23 protein-coding genes are annotated in these 21,154 nt (G+C 36.6%); 15 read left to right on the top strand and 8 right to left on the bottom strand.

Going from position 1 to position 21,154, the window contains the following annotated elements; translation table 11 throughout:
• Positions 1-127 precede the first annotated feature (127 nt).
• Positions 128-340: a 50S ribosomal protein L31 gene (gene rpmE, locus HMPREF3020_RS03875; protein ID WP_005696847.1), complete on the top strand. Its 213-nt coding sequence runs from the start codon at positions 128-130 to the stop codon at positions 338-340.
• 133 nt (positions 341-473) lie between these two features.
• Here rpmE and HMPREF3020_RS03870 read toward each other — a convergent pair whose 3' ends face one another.
• Positions 474-2,729 (bottom strand): FepA family TonB-dependent siderophore receptor, encoded by a 2,256-nt coding sequence (locus HMPREF3020_RS03870; RefSeq protein WP_070775621.1) that lies wholly within the window; start codon positions 2,727-2,729, stop codon positions 474-476.
• Positions 2,730-2,970: 241 nt separating this feature from the next.
• Here HMPREF3020_RS03870 and HMPREF3020_RS03865 point away from each other — a divergent pair, with 241 nt between their 5' ends.
• From HMPREF3020_RS03865 to HMPREF3020_RS03850, 4 genes are all read left to right on the top strand, one after another.
• Entirely contained in the window at positions 2,971-3,678 is a 708-nt protein-coding gene (locus tag HMPREF3020_RS03865) for a 7-cyano-7-deazaguanine/7-aminomethyl-7-deazaguanine transporter (RefSeq protein ID WP_049365229.1), read from the top strand.
• Between the two features lie 14 nt (positions 3,679-3,692).
• Positions 3,693-5,009: an MFS transporter gene (locus tag HMPREF3020_RS03860; protein WP_070775620.1), complete on the top strand. Its 1,317-nt coding sequence runs from the start codon at positions 3,693-3,695 to the stop codon at positions 5,007-5,009.
• A gap of 220 nt (positions 5,010-5,229) precedes the next feature.
• Positions 5,230-6,057 carry a class II glutamine amidotransferase gene (locus HMPREF3020_RS03855; protein WP_070591740.1) on the top strand — a complete coding sequence of 276 codons (828 nt, stop codon included), beginning with the start codon at positions 5,230-5,232 and terminating at the stop codon, positions 6,055-6,057.
• A gap of 123 nt (positions 6,058-6,180) precedes the next feature.
• A complete protein-coding gene (locus tag HMPREF3020_RS03850) occupies positions 6,181-6,684 on the top strand; it encodes a hypothetical protein (protein ID WP_070775619.1) in 504 nt (167 codons plus the stop codon).
• 31 nt (positions 6,685-6,715) lie between these two features.
• Here the strand turns inward: HMPREF3020_RS03850 and HMPREF3020_RS03845 are convergent, their stop codons facing one another.
• From HMPREF3020_RS03845 to HMPREF3020_RS03830, 4 genes are all read right to left on the bottom strand, one after another.
• Positions 6,716-6,904 (bottom strand): hypothetical protein, encoded by a 189-nt coding sequence (locus HMPREF3020_RS03845; RefSeq protein ID WP_049366893.1) that lies wholly within the window; start codon positions 6,902-6,904, stop codon positions 6,716-6,718.
• Positions 6,901-7,803 (bottom strand): S49 family peptidase domain-containing protein, encoded by a 903-nt coding sequence (locus tag HMPREF3020_RS03840; protein ID WP_070775618.1) that lies wholly within the window; start codon positions 7,801-7,803, stop codon positions 6,901-6,903. Before HMPREF3020_RS03840 ends, HMPREF3020_RS03845 begins: the two co-directional genes overlap by 4 nt.
• A 101-nt stretch (positions 7,804-7,904) precedes the next feature.
• Positions 7,905-8,327, bottom strand: coding sequence for a hypothetical protein (locus HMPREF3020_RS03835; protein WP_070775617.1), 423 nt, complete (start codon positions 8,325-8,327; stop codon positions 7,905-7,907).
• A gap of 4 nt (positions 8,328-8,331) precedes the next feature.
• Positions 8,332-9,369, bottom strand: coding sequence for an IS1595 family transposase (locus HMPREF3020_RS03830; protein ID WP_070775616.1), 1,038 nt, complete (start codon positions 9,367-9,369; stop codon positions 8,332-8,334).
• Positions 9,370-9,475: 106 nt separating this feature from the next.
• On the opposite strand from HMPREF3020_RS03830, the gene HMPREF3020_RS03825 reads away from it, so the two are divergent.
• The 3 genes from HMPREF3020_RS03825 (at position 9,476) to HMPREF3020_RS03815 (ending at position 10,846) form a co-directional block, all read left to right on the top strand.
• Complete coding sequence (locus HMPREF3020_RS03825; protein ID WP_070775615.1) at positions 9,476-9,799, top strand: helix-turn-helix domain-containing protein; 324 nt, start codon at positions 9,476-9,478, stop codon at positions 9,797-9,799.
• Positions 9,800-9,970: 171 nt separating this feature from the next.
• Complete coding sequence (locus HMPREF3020_RS03820) at positions 9,971-10,444, top strand: Panacea domain-containing protein (RefSeq protein WP_070775614.1); 474 nt, start codon at positions 9,971-9,973, stop codon at positions 10,442-10,444.
• Positions 10,445-10,846 (top strand): MAG6450 family protein, encoded by a 402-nt coding sequence (locus HMPREF3020_RS03815; RefSeq protein ID WP_070775613.1) that lies wholly within the window; start codon positions 10,445-10,447, stop codon positions 10,844-10,846. It abuts the gene before it with no gap.
• A gap of 33 nt (positions 10,847-10,879) precedes the next feature.
• Here the strand turns inward: HMPREF3020_RS03815 and HMPREF3020_RS03810 are convergent, their stop codons facing one another.
• A complete protein-coding gene (locus HMPREF3020_RS03810; protein WP_070775612.1) occupies positions 10,880-11,281 on the bottom strand; it encodes a helix-turn-helix domain-containing protein in 402 nt (133 codons plus the stop codon).
• 166 nt (positions 11,282-11,447) lie between these two features.
• Between HMPREF3020_RS03810 and HMPREF3020_RS03805 the strand changes: the two genes are divergently transcribed.
• The 6 genes from HMPREF3020_RS03805 (at position 11,448) to HMPREF3020_RS03780 (ending at position 15,915) form a co-directional block, all read left to right on the top strand.
• Positions 11,448-11,888 carry a hypothetical protein gene (locus HMPREF3020_RS03805; protein WP_070775611.1) on the top strand — a complete coding sequence of 147 codons (441 nt, stop codon included), beginning with the start codon at positions 11,448-11,450 and terminating at the stop codon, positions 11,886-11,888.
• Between the two features lie 9 nt (positions 11,889-11,897).
• Entirely contained in the window at positions 11,898-12,431 is a 534-nt protein-coding gene (locus HMPREF3020_RS03800) for a hypothetical protein (RefSeq protein WP_070775610.1), read from the top strand.
• Positions 12,432-12,451: 20 nt separating this feature from the next.
• Positions 12,452-13,234 carry a DUF4013 domain-containing protein gene (locus HMPREF3020_RS03795; RefSeq protein ID WP_070592556.1) on the top strand — a complete coding sequence of 261 codons (783 nt, stop codon included), beginning with the start codon at positions 12,452-12,454 and terminating at the stop codon, positions 13,232-13,234.
• Between the two features lie 11 nt (positions 13,235-13,245).
• Positions 13,246-13,638 carry a DUF805 domain-containing protein gene (locus HMPREF3020_RS03790; RefSeq protein ID WP_070775609.1) on the top strand — a complete coding sequence of 131 codons (393 nt, stop codon included), beginning with the start codon at positions 13,246-13,248 and terminating at the stop codon, positions 13,636-13,638.
• A gap of 674 nt (positions 13,639-14,312) precedes the next feature.
• The gene (locus tag HMPREF3020_RS03785; protein ID WP_070775822.1) at positions 14,313-15,404 is read left to right on the top strand and encodes an IS1595 family transposase; all 1,092 of its coding nucleotides are present in this window, start codon (positions 14,313-14,315) and stop codon (positions 15,402-15,404) included.
• Positions 15,405-15,432: 28 nt separating this feature from the next.
• Positions 15,433-15,915: a hypothetical protein gene (locus HMPREF3020_RS03780; protein ID WP_070775608.1), complete on the top strand. Its 483-nt coding sequence runs from the start codon at positions 15,433-15,435 to the stop codon at positions 15,913-15,915.
• A 163-nt stretch (positions 15,916-16,078) separates the two neighbouring features.
• Here the strand turns inward: HMPREF3020_RS03780 and gorA are convergent, their stop codons facing one another.
• The gene (gene gorA / locus HMPREF3020_RS03775; RefSeq protein ID WP_070775607.1) at positions 16,079-17,449 is read right to left on the bottom strand and encodes a glutathione-disulfide reductase; all 1,371 of its coding nucleotides are present in this window, start codon (positions 17,447-17,449) and stop codon (positions 16,079-16,081) included.
• 218 nt (positions 17,450-17,667) lie between these two features.
• On the opposite strand from gorA, the gene HMPREF3020_RS03770 reads away from it, so the two are divergent.
• On the top strand, positions 17,668-18,795 hold the full coding sequence (locus tag HMPREF3020_RS03770; RefSeq protein ID WP_070775606.1) for a glycosyltransferase: 1,128 nt from the start codon (positions 17,668-17,670) through the stop codon (positions 18,793-18,795).
• A gap of 147 nt (positions 18,796-18,942) precedes the next feature.
• Here HMPREF3020_RS03770 and HMPREF3020_RS03765 read toward each other — a convergent pair whose 3' ends face one another.
• Positions 18,943-20,709 (bottom strand): YadA family autotransporter adhesin, encoded by a 1,767-nt coding sequence (locus tag HMPREF3020_RS03765; RefSeq protein ID WP_373897081.1) that lies wholly within the window; start codon positions 20,707-20,709, stop codon positions 18,943-18,945.
• Between the last annotated feature and the right edge of the window lie 445 nt (positions 20,710-21,154).

The following is a 21,154-nucleotide window of genomic DNA, read 5'->3' as shown; positions in this document are numbered from 1 at the left end:
TCTTGATCAATTTGATTTTTTCAGTATAATTCGCAGTCTATTTGGTGCCGGATTGTCGGCGATTATTAACTCACGCGGTGTAAGTGGAAAGCATTTATAGCGGCGTGGCTTCAATTTGAGGTTTTCTATGAAACAAGGTATTCATCCAGAATATAAAGAGATCACTGCAACTTGTTCTTGCGGTAACGTGATCAAAACTCGTTCAACTTTAGGCAAAGACATCAACCTTGATGTGTGCGGTAGCTGCCACCCATTCTACACTGGTAAACAACGTGTTGTTGATACTGGTGGTCGTGTTGAACGCTTTAACAGCCGTTTCAAAATCCCAGGTACAAAATAATTTGAATCTGTGTGAAGAACCCTGTCAATGCAGGGTTTTTTATTATCTGAAATTCACTATTTTCCAATATTCAATCAATAAAAAAGTGCGGTCAAAATCGACCGCACTTTTTCTATCAGTTCTAAATGCTCAATTAAAATGAATATTTCACTGTTGCGTAATAAGCACGACCAGGTTCGTTATAAGTATGAGCATTGTAATTTGTACTGCTTGATGAACGATAAATGCGTTTATCAAATAAGTTACTTACGCCGACACGAATGCTGATTGTGTCTTTCCAATTATAACCTGCACTTAATCCCCAAACTGCATAGCCACCAATATCTTCTGAGCCAGCAAGTTGATTAACGTATGTATTGTTACCATTTTCCATACGGTTTTCCGGATTTTTACGGGATTTTTGTTTACCGTATTGCGTATAAGTTAACATTGCATCCAAACTATCGGTAATTTTATAACTTAAGCTTGAATTCAAGGTATATTTCGGCACGATAGAAAGCGGGTTACCTGTATCTTTATTTTTGGTTTTATGCATATAAGTGAAGTTATTCACCCAATTTAATTTATCTTGGATTAGTGGTAATGTCAGATTGCCTTCAAAACCTTCAATCACTGCGCGGTTTGCATTACCCCATTTATACACATAGTTACCTAAGTTAGTTAAACCGATAAATTCACCATCAGACACGATTTTGTTACGATAGTCATTACGGAAGTAAGCCACAGAAGCAAGAACTCCATTTTTATCATATTCAATTCCGATTTCTTTATTCCAGCTGGTTTCCGGTTTAATGTCGCTATTACCTTGGAAATAACAAGTTTTATTATTTGGTACATTCGTTGGACAACCTTGACCTAAGGTAAATAGCAAGTAATTTGGGTTAGTTTGATAAAGGTTCGGTGCTTTATAAGCTCTTGCAATCCCACCTTTAATTCTCCAATCATCGTTGAGGCTTTGTAAGAAGTTTAATCCACCGCTTACATTAGAACCAGAATAACTGTTGTAATCATAACGTAAAGATGGCGTTAGGATAGTAGATTGGGTTGCTGAAATATTATCTTCAATAAATACTGCCCATTCCGTTTGGCTACTATGACCTCCTCGTACATTTGAGATGCCGGTTGGTAGGCGTTCTTTCAAATCATAAAGCACCTTCCCTGTTTTTTTATCTCGTCGTCCACCAAGTAACTGTGTCATAGAAGCGTCATCATCTAAACTGCTATGTGCACCTTCAAAACCAACTGTCAGCATATGATCTACGCCCAAGGTAAATGGGATATAGAATTCAGAACTAAAGCGTGTATTTTTAAGAATGGAATCGCTAAAAGCTGATGTACTCGAATAACTGCCCTCTGGACCACCCGCTAAGTATTCTGGTAAACGGCTGTTTTTAGTTTTATCAAAAGTAATATAAGTTTTATTGTCAAAATGATCGAATTTACCTTCATAGGTTAAAGCATAGTTCTGACGATATAAACGAGCAGTTTCAGCTTTACTTCCTGCCAACGTTTTGGTTTCAGGATAGTTTTTATTATTGTAAAGCCCTGCTGAGCTATTTTGTGTATCACCATTATAAATATTACCTTGACGGCTAAAACCGGAATCCAAGGTTAATTTATTTTTCTCATTGATATTCCACACTAAACGGCCATTAATATCTTTATTACGTACACCTTCACGACCGGCAATTGCAGGATCGCCATTAATACCGACTTCATCCGCTTGTGTTTTGTTCCAGTTACCATATAAACGGAATTGCAATACATCTTTAATTAACGCACCACTTAGATTAAAACCGACACGGTTCGTTGCACCTTCATCGCTGTCTTCTGGTTGATTGGTGTAATAGCTTAAGCTACCGTGTAAATCATTGGTAACAGGTTTAGTGATGATATTCACCACCCCACCCATTGCACCTGAACCATAGCGTGCTGCTGAAGGACCACGTAATACTTCAATTTTTTCAATCGCTTCAACCGGCACCCAGTTGCTGTCACCACGAGAGTTACGTTCACCACGCACACCATAACGTTCTGCATTACGAGAGGTGACTGGTTTACCGTCCACTAAAATCAATGTATTTTCAGGTCCCATACCGCGAATATCAATTTGACGTTTATTTCCGCGTTGTCCTGTGGATGAGTTACCCGTCAAATTCACACCTGGCATAGTACGTAATACTTCAGAAATATCATTTGTCGCAGGGCGTTTTTCTAAATCTTTTGCCGTCACAAGAGAAGAACCAAGCGATTGTTTTACCTGATCTTCCGCAGTAACTTTAATTTCCTCAAGTTTCTCTTCTGCATGAGAATAGTTTGAAAAAAGTGCGATTGTTAACGCACTAAATGCGAAGAATGATGTTGTTTTTAAATGATTGGATTTATACATTGAAATGCTCTCCTGGCATATGTGGAATAAATAATGCCCGAGAATTCTAGTACAATATAATTTTGGTGTAAATAACAATTCTTATCATTTTTATTGAATTTAAATAAAATACCTAAATTTTTGACCGCACTTTCTTGCAATCCCAATAAATTCTAGTATTATTCACGGCTCGCCAATTTGGCGGATTTATTTCTCATGTCGGGTTCCCTACCCCCGATTAACCAACTAAAAAGGTCTTAAAATGAAAATTAATACTCCAATCTTCAATGATCAACAAAAACGTTTTGCTTTAATTTTATTAAGCTTATTTCACATCTTCATCATCACAGCCAGTAACTATTTCGTTCAAATTCCATTTGAAATCAATTTAAAATTGACCGCACTTGGTTTTGCTGATGATTTCTCATTCCACAGCACATGGGGCACACTCACTTTCCCATTCATTTTCTTAGCCACCGATTTAACGGTACGTGTATTTGGGGCGAAAGAAGCGCGTTGGATCATCTTTATCGTGATGATTCCAGCGCTTATCGTGAGTTATATTGTTTCGGTTGTTTTCTCTAATGGGCAATATCAAGGCTTAAGTGCATTAAGTGAATTCAATATGTTTGTTTTCCGTATTGCATTTGCGAGTTTCTGTGCTTATGTTTTCGGACAATTATTAGATGTGTTAGTATTCAACCGTTTACGTCAACTAAAAACGTGGTGGATTGCCCCGAGTAGTTCCATGACATTTGGCTCTCTTGCCGATACTTTCATGTTTTTTGGTGTAGCGTTCTATCAAAGTAGCGATCCATTTATGGCAGAACATTGGTTTAGCCTTGGATTCGTCGATTATTTATTTAAATTATTTGTCGGCATCGTCTTGTTTGTTCCCGCTTATGGCGTGGTGCTCAGCATGATTTTGCGTAAACTCCAATCTCTCGCAAGCTCTCGCCAGTTTGCTTAACTTAAGGAAATAAAATGACTGAAACCCTTTCTCTTAGAGCCAAAATAGAACAAAGCCCAATGGGGGCTTATCAATGGATGATTGTGGTCATGGCTGCCATCATGAATTTACTTGATGGCTTTGATGTATTAGCCCTGGCCTTCACCGCAACAGCCATTCGTAGCGAATTTGGTCTCACGGGGATTGAGTTAGGTTATTTATTAAGTGCCGGCTTATTTGGTATGACTGCCGGCTCACTTTTCCTTGCACCACTTGCGGATAAAATTGGTCGCCGCCCATTGTTATTAATGGCGGTATCACTCTCCGCTATTGGGATGTTAGGTTCAGCGTTTATTTCACAATATCAATGGCTCGGTTTCTGGCGCGTTATCACCGGACTTGGTGTCGGCGGTATTTTAGTGGGCACAAACGTGATCACCAGTGAATACTCCTCTCGTAAATGGCGCAGTTTTGCGATCAGCGTCTATGCAGCAGGATTTGGTATCGGTGCGGTATTAGGTGGTATGTTTGCCGTGATGCTACAAGGTGAGTATGGGTGGCGTTCTGTGTTCCTAGCAGGCGCTATCTTAACCGGTTTACTTTTAGTGGTGTTATTTATTTGGTTACCGGAATCCATTGATTTTCTCACCTCCAAACAACCTAAAAATGCAGAAGTGCGGTTAAATTTAATCGCAAAAAAAATTGGTTTAGCCGGTGATTGGAAACTTCCTGCAAAAGTAGAAAAAGTTAAAAGTAAATTACCTATTAGCCAATTATTCAGCGAAAAATACTTACATTCTACCCTGTTAATTTGGACGGCTTTCTTTGCGATCATGTTCAGCTTCTATTTTATTAGCTCATGGACACCAGCCTTATTAAAAGAAGCGGGCATGACGACAGAGCAAAGTGTAAGCGTAGGGATGATGATCTCATTAGGTGGCACTTGCGGCGCCCTAATCTATGGCTTACTGGCTAGCCGTTGGACAGCACGAGGCGTGTTAATTTTATTCACTGTCTTATCTTCTGTAGCAATCATTACCTTTATCTTATCCTCGTCCGTTTTATGGATTGCGATGGTATTCGGTATTTTAGTTGGGGCACTCATGAATGGCTGTATCAGCGGTCTTTATACCTTAAACCCACTTACTTATGATGCCGATATTCGTAGCACCGGTGTAGGCTGGTCGATTGGTATCGGTCGTATTGGTGCAATTCTTGCTCCAACGATTGCGGGTCAATTATTAGATATGGGCTGGGACAAACAGAGTTTATATGTGGGCGTGGGCTTTGTGATGTTGATCTCAACAATAGCACTCTTTTTCTTAAAAAGCCGCTCCGAAATTAAAGCATAATCTAAAAAAATATAGCAAAAGGCGTGATAAACACGCCTTTTTTATTGACTTAATAAAGTGCTCATCCCTAGCCATCAGATCAGAAAGATTTTCAGGTTATTTTATGTAACATTTTCTTCTAAAAATCCTTTGTTATCCATCTTGAATTTCAACGTATTATGGTGTTACATCAGCACACATTATAAGGTTATAAAAATATAAAAATAAGTTGTAGGAATTTATGTGCCAATTACTCGGAATGAACTGTAATACACCGACGGATATTGTCTTTTCTTTTGAAGGTTTCCGTCGTCGTGCTGGTCTTACCGACTGCCATTCAGATGGCTTCGGTATCGCTTTTTTTGAAGGTCGTGGTGTGCGTATTTTTCGCGATAATCACGCGGCATCACAATCCCCTATTGCGGATTGTGTAAAACAATACAAAATTAAATCGCTCAATGTAATTGCTCACATTCGTAAAGCAACGCAAGGCGGTGTCACCATTGAAAACACCCACCCCTTTATTCGTGAAATTTGGGGACAAAACTGGGTATTTGCTCATAACGGTAATTTAAAAGACTTGCCGGATATGTCTGAAAGTTTCTGCCAGCCTATTGGCTCAACTGATTCAGAAACGGCATTTTGTTATATGGCGGAATATTTGAAAAATCGCTTCCGTCGTAAACCGTCTGAAATGGAAATTTTTGAAGCCATTCAGGACATTACCAAAGAGCTCTCACAAAAAGGCACCTTTAACTTCATTCTTTCAAACGGAGAATGGATGATTGCCCACTGTTCAACCAATTTGCATTACTTAACACGTAAAGCCCCTTTTGGTAAAGCACATCGAATTGATGATGATGGTGTCATCGATTTTAATGATTACGCCAAAGATGGCGACAAAGTCACCATCATTACGACGTTCCCTCTCACCAAAGATGAACCTTGGGTCAAAATGGAACATGGTGGTTTCGTATTCTTCAAAGAAGGTGACAAAATTGCTGAGGTCGTCGGTGTGGCTAAAGAAATGGAAGATGATGGTACATTAGGCAATCGTGCAGCAGCCTAATAACAAATCACAATAAAAAGTGCGGTCAAAAACATCGGTATTATGTAGCAGTTGCACAAAGACCTAACCGCTTGAAAATACTAGAATATCCATTGAAAGTTTAACTCAATGGAGATTTTTATTATGGCAGAATCCCACCTTATTTCTCAACTTACCAAATTAATCGAAAGTAACTATAAAGAAAAAGCAATTCTTGAACATCAACTTGATCAATTAAAACAACAGAAATCAGATTTAGAGGATAAAATACTTTGTTTTGAGAATACCTTGATATACATTGAACCAAATTTCGATTTAAGGCAAATCAAAACACAATTCAATGTTTCAAGGCTAATAAAACCTCGATTGTTTAAGCAAAATCTTCAATTGTTGGTTGCAAGAGTATTAAAGCAAAGTGATAGTTGGAAAACATTATACTTTATTACAGAGGCGGCGTTGGAATTAGACACTGGCAAAGATTATCCTCTACCCCAAATAGAACATGAATTAGCTGTTGCTCGCGTATTGAAAGAACTGTATAAGAAAGGAATTATTGAACGGAAAGAAGTTGAATTACATAAACGGACACTAAAGCGAAGATTTTTCAGGCGTTCTGAATGGCGATTAAAACCTTTAGTGCAGGAATAAGAAATAGCGGTAGAGATACCGCTATTTAGATTTATAACGATTGATAAGTATAACCTTTTTCCTGTTGTAGCCCTAAAAGAAATACTTCCTGTGGTGTTGCAATATCATAACTAGAGTCAGTAAAAGAAAATTTAGAGTTTAATTCATTACTCATTTTATCCTGTTCTAAATCAATCGTTTTAGAAAGTAAATATTCTAAGTCTTGTTGTGTATAGCTCATTCTTCCCCCTTTTCCTCAATGGATTTAGGTCTTCTGTAACCAAAAACTATAAGAATTTCTTGGGAAAACATTCTCATAAATTCTCTTAAACTATCTCTTAATTGCTCACAATCATTGCACATTTCTATGTTATCACTAAAGTCATCAATTTTTATATTTAACTCTTCTGTAAGAGTTTTTATACCAATATAACGACCATGAGAATGCCATCGCTTGTTATCACCAAGTTTTTCTGCTATCTCGCTAGCTCGAACCTCTTTATCGTCTTGCGTTACATCCTTCCCAGATGTTTCTTTTTTGAGCCAATCTTTAAATTTATACTTAACTAACCAAGTTTTTAATAGTGCTTTAGATAGCTCAGCAGCTTGCTCGTATGATCTAATAGTACCTAAGTTTTGATTTTTTAACAACATTAACTCTGCTTGTGTTAGAGTGCCTTCTTTAGATTTACGGACAAATTCATCTATTTTATCTAAAAAACCCAAAGCTGGAACCCATCTTCCTTCAGGAGTTGCTACTTGTGGATCTATAGGACCTAGAGATGAAGCATAGTTCATGTAAATCTTATCACCAGACATTGCCCAAATAGTTCCAGCAGACATTGCTTGATCTAAAATAACGAAATAAACTTCGTTATAGAAATATCTAGTAATTTCAACCATTTTTTCGACAGCACTTGCACTACCACCATTTGTAGATAAAAATACTACTAGAGTTGATATTCCATTACTTCTAGCTGTTCTACCATTTTCCTGAACTCTTGTTTTCCAATAATCTATACTAGATTCGTTAATGTTTCCCATGTAAGAGATTATATCGCACTCTTTAAAGTATTTTTCGGCGAAACTGCCTAGTTGCCAAGCTATAAAGTTAACAGATTGATTGCTTAGTGTACTCATTGTAAACATATCTTTATAAAAATTGATTGAATAATAATAGAGAAAACAAAGATAATCAATTTAAATACAATATTTACTAAATAAAGATATGAGTACATCTGCTATTTTTGTTTCCATTGCCAGTGAACCTCATTTCGGCTGATTTGAATTCTATCAATCCATTCTCTTTTATAAAACTCATTCAGTTGTTTACGAACGGAATCAAGATGTTTTTCTGACGGTATATCAGGATTTTGTTCAATCTCAAAAATGCGTTGCGTGAGTTCGGCAATTGTAAAGGTTTTATCTGGTGCTTCTCGCATCATTTGTACGATGTATTTACGAATTTTCCCTTTAAAGAGCTTATATTTGGAACGGTACACAAAGTTGTCCGTATTATAAAGGACTACATCACTTTCCTGTTGAGTAAGCTCAATAGCACGTTTTAGTGTGGCAATGTTCGCATCAAGCAAGGCAAGATGATGTAATACCTGTTTACGTTCAAACTCAAATTCTTTGAGCTTCTTATCTAAGTTATATGCCATCTATCTACTGCCAAATCACTTCTTGATGAATAATTTTACGTTGCCAATAACCGCACCATTCATTGTTATCGTTGGTGGTTTTCAAACATCGGCTTAATACATCAATAAACTGCGCTTTATTTGAGGTACGGCGATTGTCCTCACGGTACGCAATTTCATTAGCATAGTTAAGTAAATATTCATTGCTGATACGATGAACTTGTCCGTAATACATCCGCTTAAAACGGCTGAACAAACTTTCTGCCTGATTGTTCGTTACGCCTAAGTCACTGCGATATTCTTCTTTATGGTTTACAGTTCTCAAGTTATAGTAAGGCAACAATACATCATAAGCCGTGCTTTCATCGGTATTGATTTGTGTATTAGGTTTAATGAATTTTTCAGCAAAACTTTTCACTACCGATTGCGATTCAGTATGCGCTACAAAAACGTGAGAGCGTTTTGCCCCACAATGCAACGCATTACTGGCTTTTTCTTCTGGCGAATAATGCTCACGTGCAACCATGACACAACGTTTATCAGGATTCTGATTTTCCTTTAAACGATAGTCAATGCGGTCAGATTTCTTATTTGCTTTACGTGGTGCAGGATGAACATAAGTACCGTCCATATCCACTACACCTGAAAGTGGTTTCATATCACGACTTTCCAGTAATGCCTTGCGGAATTTATGCGATAAAACAAATGCCGTGCGAGGATTAAGTTTTGCATTACGTGCTAATTGAAGGGAAGATAAGCCTTTGACGGCATTTACCCATTCCATTAAAGCATAGAGATAAACCTTAATTGGTTTCTTACGATTGGAAAAAATGGTGCCAGAAGTGACACTAAAAGTGTGATTACAATGTTTGCAGCGCCATTGTTTACGTGTAGAAATATAATAAGGCTTGTGTTGTACCCCACATTTAGGGCAAGCGATAAACTCTCTGCCACCCCATCTTAATTCACAAAGCAAATCGTGCGCTTCCCCTTCCGAGAGTTGTGCAATCTCGTAAGAAGAAAGCGAGCGAGCTTTGCTAGAAAGAAGAAAATGTTGGGTCATAGTATTGAGATCACACCTTGATTAAACTAAAATATGAAACACTATTCATAGTGATTGTGCATAATATATCACAATCATTCGCTTTTTTCAATAGGAATGTGAAATAATGTGCATATCAGAGCGCTTAAAGCTGGTCTTAGATGCGAAAAATATGACCGTCACTGAATTTTCTAATGTAACGGGAATCTCATATCGTTCGGCAATGAATTACTTGAATGAGGGGCGCGATCCAAGTGTGGATGCGTTGGTGAAGATCTATAAAGGATTAGGAATTAATATTACTTGGTTATTAACAGGTAGTGGTTCAATGCACTACGTTTTATCACAAGAAAACTCAAAATCTAGTGAAGATGAGTTTATAAATATTTACAAAACTATGCCTCAAAACTTAAAAAGCATTTTTTTAACTCTATTTAAAGAGATTGCATAATAGCAATTTCTATTAAATACAAAGCTCTTATATTGGATAAATGTAGGAGCTTTTTTATTGTGATAAACCTTGACAACTCTAAATTCATAAGTTATGCTGATTTTGTAAAAAAATCAGCATAACTTATGCTTCGATGGTAAATTAAAATTTTCGGAATGAGAAATTGTCATTATGAGTAACTCTAAAGTATCTATTCTTGATGTCGCTAGTTGGTTTCTTTCTAAAGAAGCAATGACACATAAGAAACTACAAAAATTATGCTACTATGTTCAAGCTTGGGGATTGGCTCTATACAATAAAGAGCTAATTGATAGCGAGTTCCAAGCATGGGTACATGGTCCTGTATCTCGAGAACTTTATAACAAATATAAAAGTAATGGTTGGGAGGATATTCCTAAATTAGAATCTTTTCAGCCTTCTAACACTCAATTCTTTTCAGATGAAAAAAATTTACATTTATTGGATTCTGTATGGTTTACTTATGGTAATAAATCAGGGAATGAACTAGAAGCTTTAACTCACCAAGAGGATCCTTGGATAAATGCACGAAAGAAAGCCGAAGTTAAAGAAAATGAACCATGTAATGAAATTATTTTAAGTGATGATATGAAAGTGTTTTATAAAAGCATTTATATTGGGGATTAGATGTTATCTCCGGCTAAATTAACTGATAGAACGGATGAAGAAAACTCAGAACCATCGCTATTATTAACAAATAGAAATTCTATTTTATTTAGAATGAGTATTGAGCATTCTTTAGAGAATGGATATGATTTTAAAAAATTGAATAGTAGTTCTTTGAAAAACCTACATAGTTTTATTGAAAATACAATTGGTAAGAATCTTACAATTTCTGAGGTTGAGAAGCTTTTCTTAAGAACTAAAGGAGATGTATTTTCCAATGAAGTTATTAATGGCTTAGAAAGGAAAATTATCCATTTTGGTAAGGATAGGCATTCTTTTAGAATACATGGTTATTATAATGAGAAAAATAATTTCTATTTTGTTATATGTAAAATAGATCCTAATCATAAGGTGAATAAGTAAAATAGCTACATTCTTGTGTAGCTATTTTATTTTTTACTCTCTGAATAAATCTAAAGATTTTTTAAGTGTAGCAATCTCGCTATCCTTCTGTTCAAGTAACTTCTTCAATAATTCTTCTTTGTCATTGGCATGAGACAAAGCCATCTTCAAACGCTCAACCTCAATCAACAACTGAGTTTCCCCAACACCTTGATACACGGAACCTAGCGGTGATTCAATTTGAAAACAAATATTCTTACCATCTGATTGCATTAGCTCAATTACATCAATATCAAAGACTTGGGCAATTTGCTCAAGTTTATCTAAGTAGATTTTACTTTCACCACGCTCAATTTTAGCATAGCCATTTAATGACATATTCAGCTTTTCTGCCATCTGTTCTTGCGACCAATCCTTTGCTTCTCGGAACTTCCGAATCTTCTCATTGACACTCATTTTGTACCTGTAAAATTTCTTGAATACCCACTGCTAGTGGTAGTTGATAGAGATTGCCAGTTGCTACAGCGAAACAACCAAATTATGTATTATAGCTAGGTTTAATGCGGGTTCTTACTGAAAATTTCCCTAAATTTCTTATATTAATCATTATAGGTTTTTTATTATGAATAAGCTACTTCTATCTTTATCTACAATATTCGTATCTACAAACGTTTTCGCTTTGTCACCTTTAGAGCAAGCTAAAGTAGATATCGTTGCAAAGGTCTATCAAACCAATGATTTAGAACGCTACTCAACAAAAGAGTTTGCAGATTTGCAAATGAGAGCAACAGATATTCATAACGAAAATGAGTATGAATACGGCGGAACATGCCTTTCCGAATTTTGGATCTATGGAATGGTGATAAATCAAGTTGAAGTAAAACCTATCATAAAAATCATTAAGGAACAGGTAAATGTCACTCTAAAAAGTAAGAAGAAAACCATTGATTTAGTCTATCAACTGGAATGTGAAAACAACCAATGCTTAGTATCGGATGTAATTACTGAACAAGGGCGTAGTTACAAGAAAAGCTTGGCTTCTTGCATCAAGAAATATCAATAAGGAAATGTTATGAGAAAAATATTTAAGGTAGTAATGCTAACCTTATCATTAACTTCTTGTGCAGAAGTTACAGAGGGACTTCGAGATATTTCACAAGGTACATTTGTGAAGAAAAGAGTTGGCAATCCATTTAGAACGGAGCAAACCACTGATTCATCTTTATATAACAGTTTGGTTAATCTATCTCAAGGTAAAGCAGTAGGTTCATCTATAAAGATGGAAACATCCGATCTTATGCTCTTTAAGGCATTAAACCATAATACTTTAATTCAAGAAAATGAAGTAAATTATGACTACGACCAAGTTGAATTATTAAGTAATGAATTAAAACGCCATAAAATCTTTGTTAAAGAGAGTAAAGCAGGTGAAAAATGTTCATCTCCTTTATCAAATAATCAAGGATACACATCATCAACTTACGAATTTATGATTAATGGTAAAAAACTATATATCCTTCAATATGGAAGTGTTTGTGGAAGTTGTTTATATAAACCCATTGTAATTACCAAGAATCAGCCTTGCAAAGTCCTCAATACTCTTTAAATTTTAGGTATAACACGAGAATGTTTAAAAATTTGCTTAAAGAATATCAAGAAGGATACGTATATCTCTTTTCTGATAGAAGTTTCTATAAGAAGCTTTGGATTATTCCTTTATTACTATTTTTCCCATTTATAAAGTATCCATTCGGCATAATATTTATTAAAGGATGGCAGGTTCAGATGGTTGAAGATATTATGCTAGATAAGCCGTTGCAATCATTACAAATAAAGAAAATAGTTCTGAAAGGGTTACAAATAACAGGAGTTACGATTATATATTGGATGGTTCCAACAGCTTTTTGTTATTTATTAGGACTAAAAGGTATTCTAGGATTGTTCTTAGATATACTAGAATTTATACAAGGCGGATTAACAGGCTATCTTACGGATTACATTGAGGATTATATTGCAACATTATTTATCTACTTTATATGGGGCATGATCTCAAATCCAATTCTTCAATGTGGAATCATTAGATATGCATTAACTGGAAAATGGTTAGAATTATTAAATATACCGAAAAACATCTTATTTCTAATGGCTAATTTACATAATTTCTTAAAGTTTTATGTTTTTTATCTAGTCACAGTATTGCTTTTAATAATCCTTGATTCGTTATTATTATTTATAGCGTTTCCTATTGAGATTTTGTTGCTACCATTTTTACTTGTTCTCTATTATGGTTCAGTTTCGCATGAGTTAGGGCATCTAGCAAAAAATGCATTTCTCAAGCAGGTTAATAGGAAAAAAGATTTAACTGCTGATAATCCAACAGATTATATTGAAAATAAACGTTCACATTAAAAGGATTAGTTATGATTGAAAAATCGTTATTTACATACTTTATTGAAGCATTTACTAAAAACTATGCAAACTTTAAAGGGCGTGCTAGACGAAAAGAGTATTGGGGATTTACTTTATTTTATGCGTTAATATTCGCTATTTTAGGTGCTTTTGCTTTTACAGGTATTGGAGTAATACTTTTTTTAGTAGTTTTTGTTGTTACCTTACCACCTTCAATATCCCTAACAGTCCGTAGATTACACGATATAAATTTATCGGGTTGGTTTACTTTATATATGTTAATTATGCTAATTCCTGTTATTGGTGAAGTGATTGCAATCATCATTTCAATCGTCATCGGAGTTGTGCAAGGTAGTGCCGAATCGAATAAATTTGGCGAAAATCCTGTAATATCGAATAAATAATTACGGACACTAGCGATAACAAATAATAGATAAAAGCAACTTCGTGAGGAATTGCTTTTTTTATTTGACGAAAAATCTTCAAAGGACTATATTTACGCTGATTTGCAGGGAAAACTTACTACAAATTATAGAATTAGCCAAAGAATGCAACTTTATTCAATCACCAATTAATACACATTAACAGGTGTGTAGCGAATGTTTAGGTGGCAGCAAATTTCATCTTGTAAATTTCCTGTTTTAACAATCGCAATTTCACTCATTTTAAATGAGCCTTCCACAAGTTCCTTGTGGGTAACGGTATTCGAGGCATAAATGCTTTGAGCCGACTTGAGATTTTCAAGTGAGCGATTTTTTATGTCTAGCGTTTAGCAAACTCGAATACCTTGTACTACACAAGGAAATTCTCAATTATTCAACATTTATGGTTTTATGTACTGGTTGATTAGCTGGTAATAATTTGCTTTAAAAGCCATATCTAAAATAGAAAGGTTTATATAGTTACTTTATCTATTGTAAATCGATCAAATTTTGATCTAGAATATCACTGCTTTTTAAAGCAAATCTTCTCGTTTGCTTTTTCGGGAAATTTCCCATTTTTTGTTCAACCAATTTAACAAGAGAAAAAGGGCTTATTTGGTAATAAGCCATTGTTTTTATGTATGTTGAACAGAAAAATGAAAAAGAATAAAAAAATATCGCCATATCTATCTGCTACACTTCGCAATTTACCTAGCGTTGCAATCTCTGATTTGTCCGAAGCCGAAATTCTCATTCTGCTTAAAAATGCCCGTTGGGGAAATTCTCATTGTTTTCATACTGTTCAATGTCCTCGTTGCCAGATTGAGCATAAAGCCTATTTTATTTCTTCTCGTAAACAATGGCAGTGCAAGCATTGCCAACATCGTTTTTCTGTAAAAAGTGGTACGATTTTTCAGCACACTAAACTTTCCCTAAAAAAGCTACTGTTATCGGTTTATTATTTCACTATCAATAGTAAAGGGATTTCTGCGCTTAACTTATCTCGTCATATTGGCGTGCAATATAAAACATCATGGGCATTACTACATAAATTCCGTGAAGCAGTCGAAAAAACGCAAGATTACACACCACTCACGGGCATTATTCATATTGATGGTTGTTATGTGAATAACTACCTTCGCCCAAAAAATTTTAAACATAAGCGAATTGATAGACGTAAGAGATGTCACCAACGTAAAGATAAATCCTGCGTTATGGTTTTCCGTCAACAAGCTGCAAATCAGGAAATAATGAAAGGAGCCGACCGCACACTCGTTGCGTTAGTTAAAGAGGAAAATGCTGATGATATGTTTGCTTTAACACATCGCTTAGTCGCGCCAAAATCTACAATTTGTGCTGATGAAAATCCTGCTTATGATGGCTTGGCATTTCACTATGACTTATGCCGCGTAAATCATTCACAAGAGTATTGTTCGATTGACGGCACTACCAATAACCTAGCTGAATCCTTCTTTGCAAGATTTAGAAGAATGATTATGGGTGTGTATCATAAGATGGGAAATAATTACATGATGCACTATGCGAATGAAACCGCATGGCGTGAGGATTTTCGTTACCAGTCAGATAAAGACAAATTTGACAACGTACTAAAACGCTGTTTGAAAGCCAGACCTTCACGAGATTTAACTGGCTACTGGCAGGGAAATAAGAAACCTACGGCAAAATTTGGATTGGAAAGTTTATGTTTGGAAGCCTCAAACGATAACCAATATTTAGCCGTAGCCTAAATAATTTAAAACAACATAAGGAGCAATGATGGAAACCATGACACACACGCCACTTAACGTGGATTTAAAAAAGATGGACTATGAAACATTCAAAACTTTTATGCGTGAACTGGCTCAGATGTATTCAAACGTAAAAGATGATGCCTATCTGTTGTTCTATCACAATTTGCGAGACCTTGCGAAAGAAGTCAGTACTTTACCCCGTAATCCATTGATATTTTACGGAGCTTATGAAATCGCCAATAATCAGGTAGTTGTAGCGATATTTGAAATGCAATTTACCGATGAAGTGTTTGAAACCGAAGATGGGAAACCTTATCAGATGCTTTCTATTATTAGTAGTTTTGCAGAAGATAAAATCTATCTACGTTGCCCGACAAAAATTAGAGAACACCTCACCCAACCTGAATACGTTGTTCTCTGCGAACAGGCTTACCCTGCAATGATGGAACAAATGCTGCTAGAGGAGCAACGAGAAAGACTGTTTAGAAGAAAACGGAAAAGTGAGTAATGGAAAAATAAGTAGAATTCTGTAAAATACATTTATAAACAATAATGCCCTTATCGAAATAAGGGCATTTTTGTATAGTTTTGTTTAAATTTTGGTCTTTGTGCAACTGCTACATAATACCGAAAAACATCAGAGATTTTGACCGCACTTTCTTTATCTGCAATTAACGCATTGTCACAAATTCTTCTGAACCTGTTGGGTGAATCGCGACTGTATTATCAAAGTCTGCTTTAGTTGCACCCATTTTAATTGCCACAGCAAAACCTTGAATCATTTCATCCACACCAAAACCAATACCGTGTAAGCCCACGATTTTCTCTTCTTTGCCGACACACACTAATTTCATGCGACAAGGTTGGCGATGATCAGTTACTGCTGTGTACATTGCCGTGAAAGAGGATTTATACACTTTTACATTTTCGTCGCCATATTGCTCAATCGCTTGTGGCTCAGTTAAACCGACTGTACCAATTGGAGGATGGCTGAATACAACGGTTGGCACAAGGTTGTAATCCAAATGTTCATTCGGTTTGTTATTGAATAAACGCTCAGATAAACGACGACCTGCTGCCACGGCAACTGGCGTTAATTCAATACCACCTTCGATAATATCACCCACAGCATAAATGCCAGGTACGTTTGTATTTTGATATTTATCAACAATAATTTGTCCACGTGAATTGGTTTTCACACCGGTTACTTCAAGATTAATCACATCAGTAGCAGGTTCACGACCAATCGCCCAAATTAACGTATCCACTGTAGTTTCTCGGCCATCTTGTAATTTCAAGGTAAGCGAACCATCCGCATTTTTAACTACTTCTTCTGGTAATGCTTTGGTATGTAATTGGATACCATCTTGTGCTAACACTTCAAGTAAAGTTTCCACAATCAATGGATCTTGATTACGCAATGGGGCATGCTGACGCACAAATAAATGGGTTTCGCTGCCTAAGCTATTTAAAACACCCGCTAATTCAACCGCAATATACCCCGCGCCTACCACTGCAACACGTTTTGGTAATTCATTTAAAGCAAATACACCATTTGAATCAATCCCGTATTCTGCACCTTTTACTGCAGGAATACTTGGGCGGCCACCTGTAGCAATTAAGATATGATCGGCTGTCACTAATTCTGTTGAACCATCTGCATAGCTCACTTCAATCGTTTTCGCATCTTTAAAACGTGCAAAACCATTTAGAACATCCACGTTATTTTTCGCTAATACATTATTGTAAGACGTATGAATACGACCGATGTAAGCTTGACGGCTCTCGACTAATTTCGCGTAATCAAACTTTTTCACTTCTACATCAAAACCATAAGCAGGTGCATAGTTATTAATGGCTTCTGCAACTTGTGCGCCATAGAACATCACTTTTTTCGGTACACAACCTACGTTTACGCAAGTACCACCGAGATGTTTTGCTTCAATAATTGCACATTTTTTGCCATAGCTTGCCGCACGGTTAATTGAAGCAATCCCACCTGAACCGCCACCGATCGCAATATAATCATAATGTTTAGTCATTGTAATGATCCTTTTTTACTCATTGGAATTGTGCTCTATTTTGCCTAAAAGTGAATAAGAAAGCTATAAATTGATGTAATTGGAATTGTCTATATGCGAGAAAAAGCGCGGTCATTTTTCACATAATTTTCAGCAAGCAAAATGTATTTTCGCTATAATGCTCTTCAACTCTAAAGAGAAATCAATTTGACTGAATAATAAATATAAGAGATAGAAAAATGCCTCAAAGAACAGATAAAAAAACAATTTGTTTAAATATGATTGTCAAAAATGAATCCGCTATCATCCTAGATACATTAGAGAACATTATTACTCATGTTCCATTAGATTATTATGTCATTAGTGATACAGGCTCGGACGACAATACTGCAGACATTATCAAACAATTCTTTGATGAAAAAGGTATTCAAGGCGAAATTCATCACGATGAATGGGTAAACTTTGCCCATAATCGAAACTGTGCTCTACAACATGCACAAGGAAAAACAGATTATGTATTAATCTTTGATGCTGATGATCGTTTTGAAGGAAACTTTGTATTACCAGAAGAACTAACGAGCGATCGCTATTATCTACGCATGGCAAATAGTGCAACGGGTGCAAATGTTTATTTCCGTACGCTTATGTTTCGTAATGATGGGTCATTCTATTGGCGTGGCGTATTGCATGAATTTGTTGAACAACGTAAAAAAACCGTTGTGGAGCAAAAAATCTTTGGTGATTATTATGTGATTAGTGGTCGATTTGGGGCGCGTAGCAACAACCCACAAAAATATTTCCAAGATGCTCAAGTATTAGAAAAAGCCTTCTATTCGCCTGAAGATGAAGATCTTAAAGATCGCTATGCGTTTTATACCGCACAATCCTATCGCGATGCAGATATGCATGAAAAAGCCATTGAATGGTATGCAATTCGAGCGAATCTCGGTGGATGGTCTGAAGAAGTTTATTATTCTCTGCTCCAAATTGCACTATTAAAAATTGAATTAAATGCGCCATTAGATGAAGTGCAAAATCTTTTACTCGCCGCTTATGAATATCGTCCGCAACGCGCTGAAAGTCTTTATCATTTGGCACGTCAATTACGCTTCCACGATAAAATTAAACTCGCTTATATTTATGCAACTGCAGCAGTAAGCATTCCTTTAAATAAAGATATTCTCTTTGTAGATCACTCTGTTTATGAATGGAAGGCAAAAGATGAGCTTGCGGTTAGTGCGTATTGGGTAGGCAACTATCAACTTTGTCATGATCTCTGCTTAGAATTATTAGCCAATCCAACTATTCCAGAACGAGATAAACAACGTTTCCAAGAAAACTTGAGATTTGCTAAAGAGCATATGTAGAAAGCCTAAGATATAAATTGAAGTAATCTCTATTCAATCAGTAAATTCAATACAACGTATATACGTCACACTTCTTCTACAATCTTCCTATAAAAATAAAAAACCCAGCCTAAGCTGGGTTTTTATCTATCTTAATGGAAAGCTAAATTACCATTGGTAACCTACACCCACAGAGCCACCTACGTCGCCTTGGGTATTTGCGTTACCTTGAAGTTTAAAGATAACTTTACCATTGTCGCTTGAGCGTGAGTAACCCACTGCTACAGCGCTTTCACCTTTGAAAGTACCTGCAGAAGCGGCAACCATTGATTTACCTGGGATGTAAACTTGTGGTAAACCTGCTGCTGCGTTAGCACCTGCGATACCGCCACGTGCTTCTTTACCTACTTTATTGATACGTTTGTGTACGTCACCAACTGATTGTTTCAATTGAGATACGTTCACTGCATCAGTATCTTTGGTACCTGCTTTCACGTTGTGAACTTGGTTGCCTCCCATATCAACGTTACCACCTTTATTAACGGTTAAGTCTTTAGTGGTTACACTGTTATGGTTTACATCATCTGTTGTTGAAACAAGGATGTCGCCACCATTTTGCTCAATTGCGATGTTTTTACCTGCAGTATAAGTGATTGTTTTACCGCTAGTAATTTTCGCTGTTGAGCTTCCGCCTTTCTTAGCAACTTTGTTTCCACCATCTTTAGTTGCAACATTAAAGTTGGTTGAACCATTTGATACTAATTGGCCTTTATCGTTCACTGTGATGGTATCGTTATCAACGTTCACATCAAAGCTAACTTTAGATGTTGTACCATCTTCATTAGGCTCTGCTGTAACAGTGATACCTTTACCATTTACAAAGTTCACAGTATTGCCATGAGTTACTGCATCAACAGCATTACCATTTGCTTGTAGGTTCCAGCCAGAGTTCAATACATCACGAACTGTTGCTGCTTCTTTTTTCACATCCTCAGAAACATTTAACACTTTGTCATCCACAACGGTTGTTGGGTTTTCAATGTGATGTTTTAAGTTAGCCACTTTACCATTTGTAATTGTGGTGTCACCAGCTTTAATGGTTGGTGCTGAGATTGTGCCTGTCGCAGTTACATTGCCAGCAGTTACGTTATTAGCTACTTTTACATTATTAACGTCTAAGTCGTTCGCTAAGCCCACAGTAATGGTATCACCTTCGACTTTAGTCATAATGTTTTTACCAGCGTCAAATTTGCTCCAATCTTTATTGTCAGTTGCACCTTTAACCTTCACTTCAGTACCAAGTGCAGCATCATGGCTACCCTCATTCCCAACGAAGGTTAAACCATCATCCATGGTTGCAACTTCACGTTTGATTGTATTACCTTTCTCATCTTTGAGAGGGTTACCATCTTTGTCTGTTGGTACGTAAATGATACGTTGTGCTTGGTCTTTTTTACCATCAGCGCCAACTTCTTTGTTAACAAGTGTTTGTTTACCGTTGTCTGTTGTGATGTTAATAGATGCACCGTCTTTACCGTCTTTACCTTTCGGTCCGGTTAAGCCGATTTGACCAACGCCATCTTTACCAAAGATAGAAACTGCATCTTTGCCGTCTTTACCGCTGATTCCAACTTTGCCGTCTAAGCCGTCTTTACCTTTAACAGGCGCGGTGATGGTCACTCCGTCTTTACCATCTTCACCATCTTCACCGTTAGGACCTTTAGGACCTTTAGGACCATTAACAACCACTTTATCTAAGTTAGTTACAGTGCTGTTTAAGGCAAATTCAACTTTCGCACCATTTTCATCGCTAGTTTGTTTAACTGTTAAGTTTTTACCAGCTGCCATATCAACGGTATTTTTATGTTTAATGGTTTTCGCTGCCTCTTCTGAGCCTTCAGCTTTGTTACCTGTAGATTTAATATCCCAGGTCATCACACCATCTTCACCTTTGTCACCTTTGTCGCCTTTGTCGCCTTTAGCGCCAGCTGCACCGGTGTCACCTTTTTCACCTTTGGCACCAGTATCACCTTTAGCACCTACTGCACCGGTGTCACCTTTTTCACCTTTCGCACCAGCTGCACCAGTGTCACCTTTTTCACCTTTGGCACCAGTATCACCTTTAGCACCTGCTGCACCGGTGTCACCTTTTTCACCTTTGGCACCAGTAGCACCGTCTTTACCATTTTTACCGTCTTTAACGATGGTAGTAGTGACTGAGCCATCACCTAGATTAGTAATAGTGATGGTATGGGTACCGTCACCGTTATTTACAACTTCACCTGTGATGCTGTCGCCTTTTTCGCCGGTATCACCTTTAGCACCTGCTGCACCAGTGTCACCTTTTTCACCAGTATCACCTTTAGCACCTGCTGCACCG

The organism is Haemophilus sp. HMSC068C11, from assembly GCF_001815355.1.
Classification (GTDB): Bacteria; Pseudomonadota; Gammaproteobacteria; order Enterobacterales; family Pasteurellaceae; genus Haemophilus_D.
This window is presented reverse-complemented; position numbering and strand designations above follow the sequence as displayed.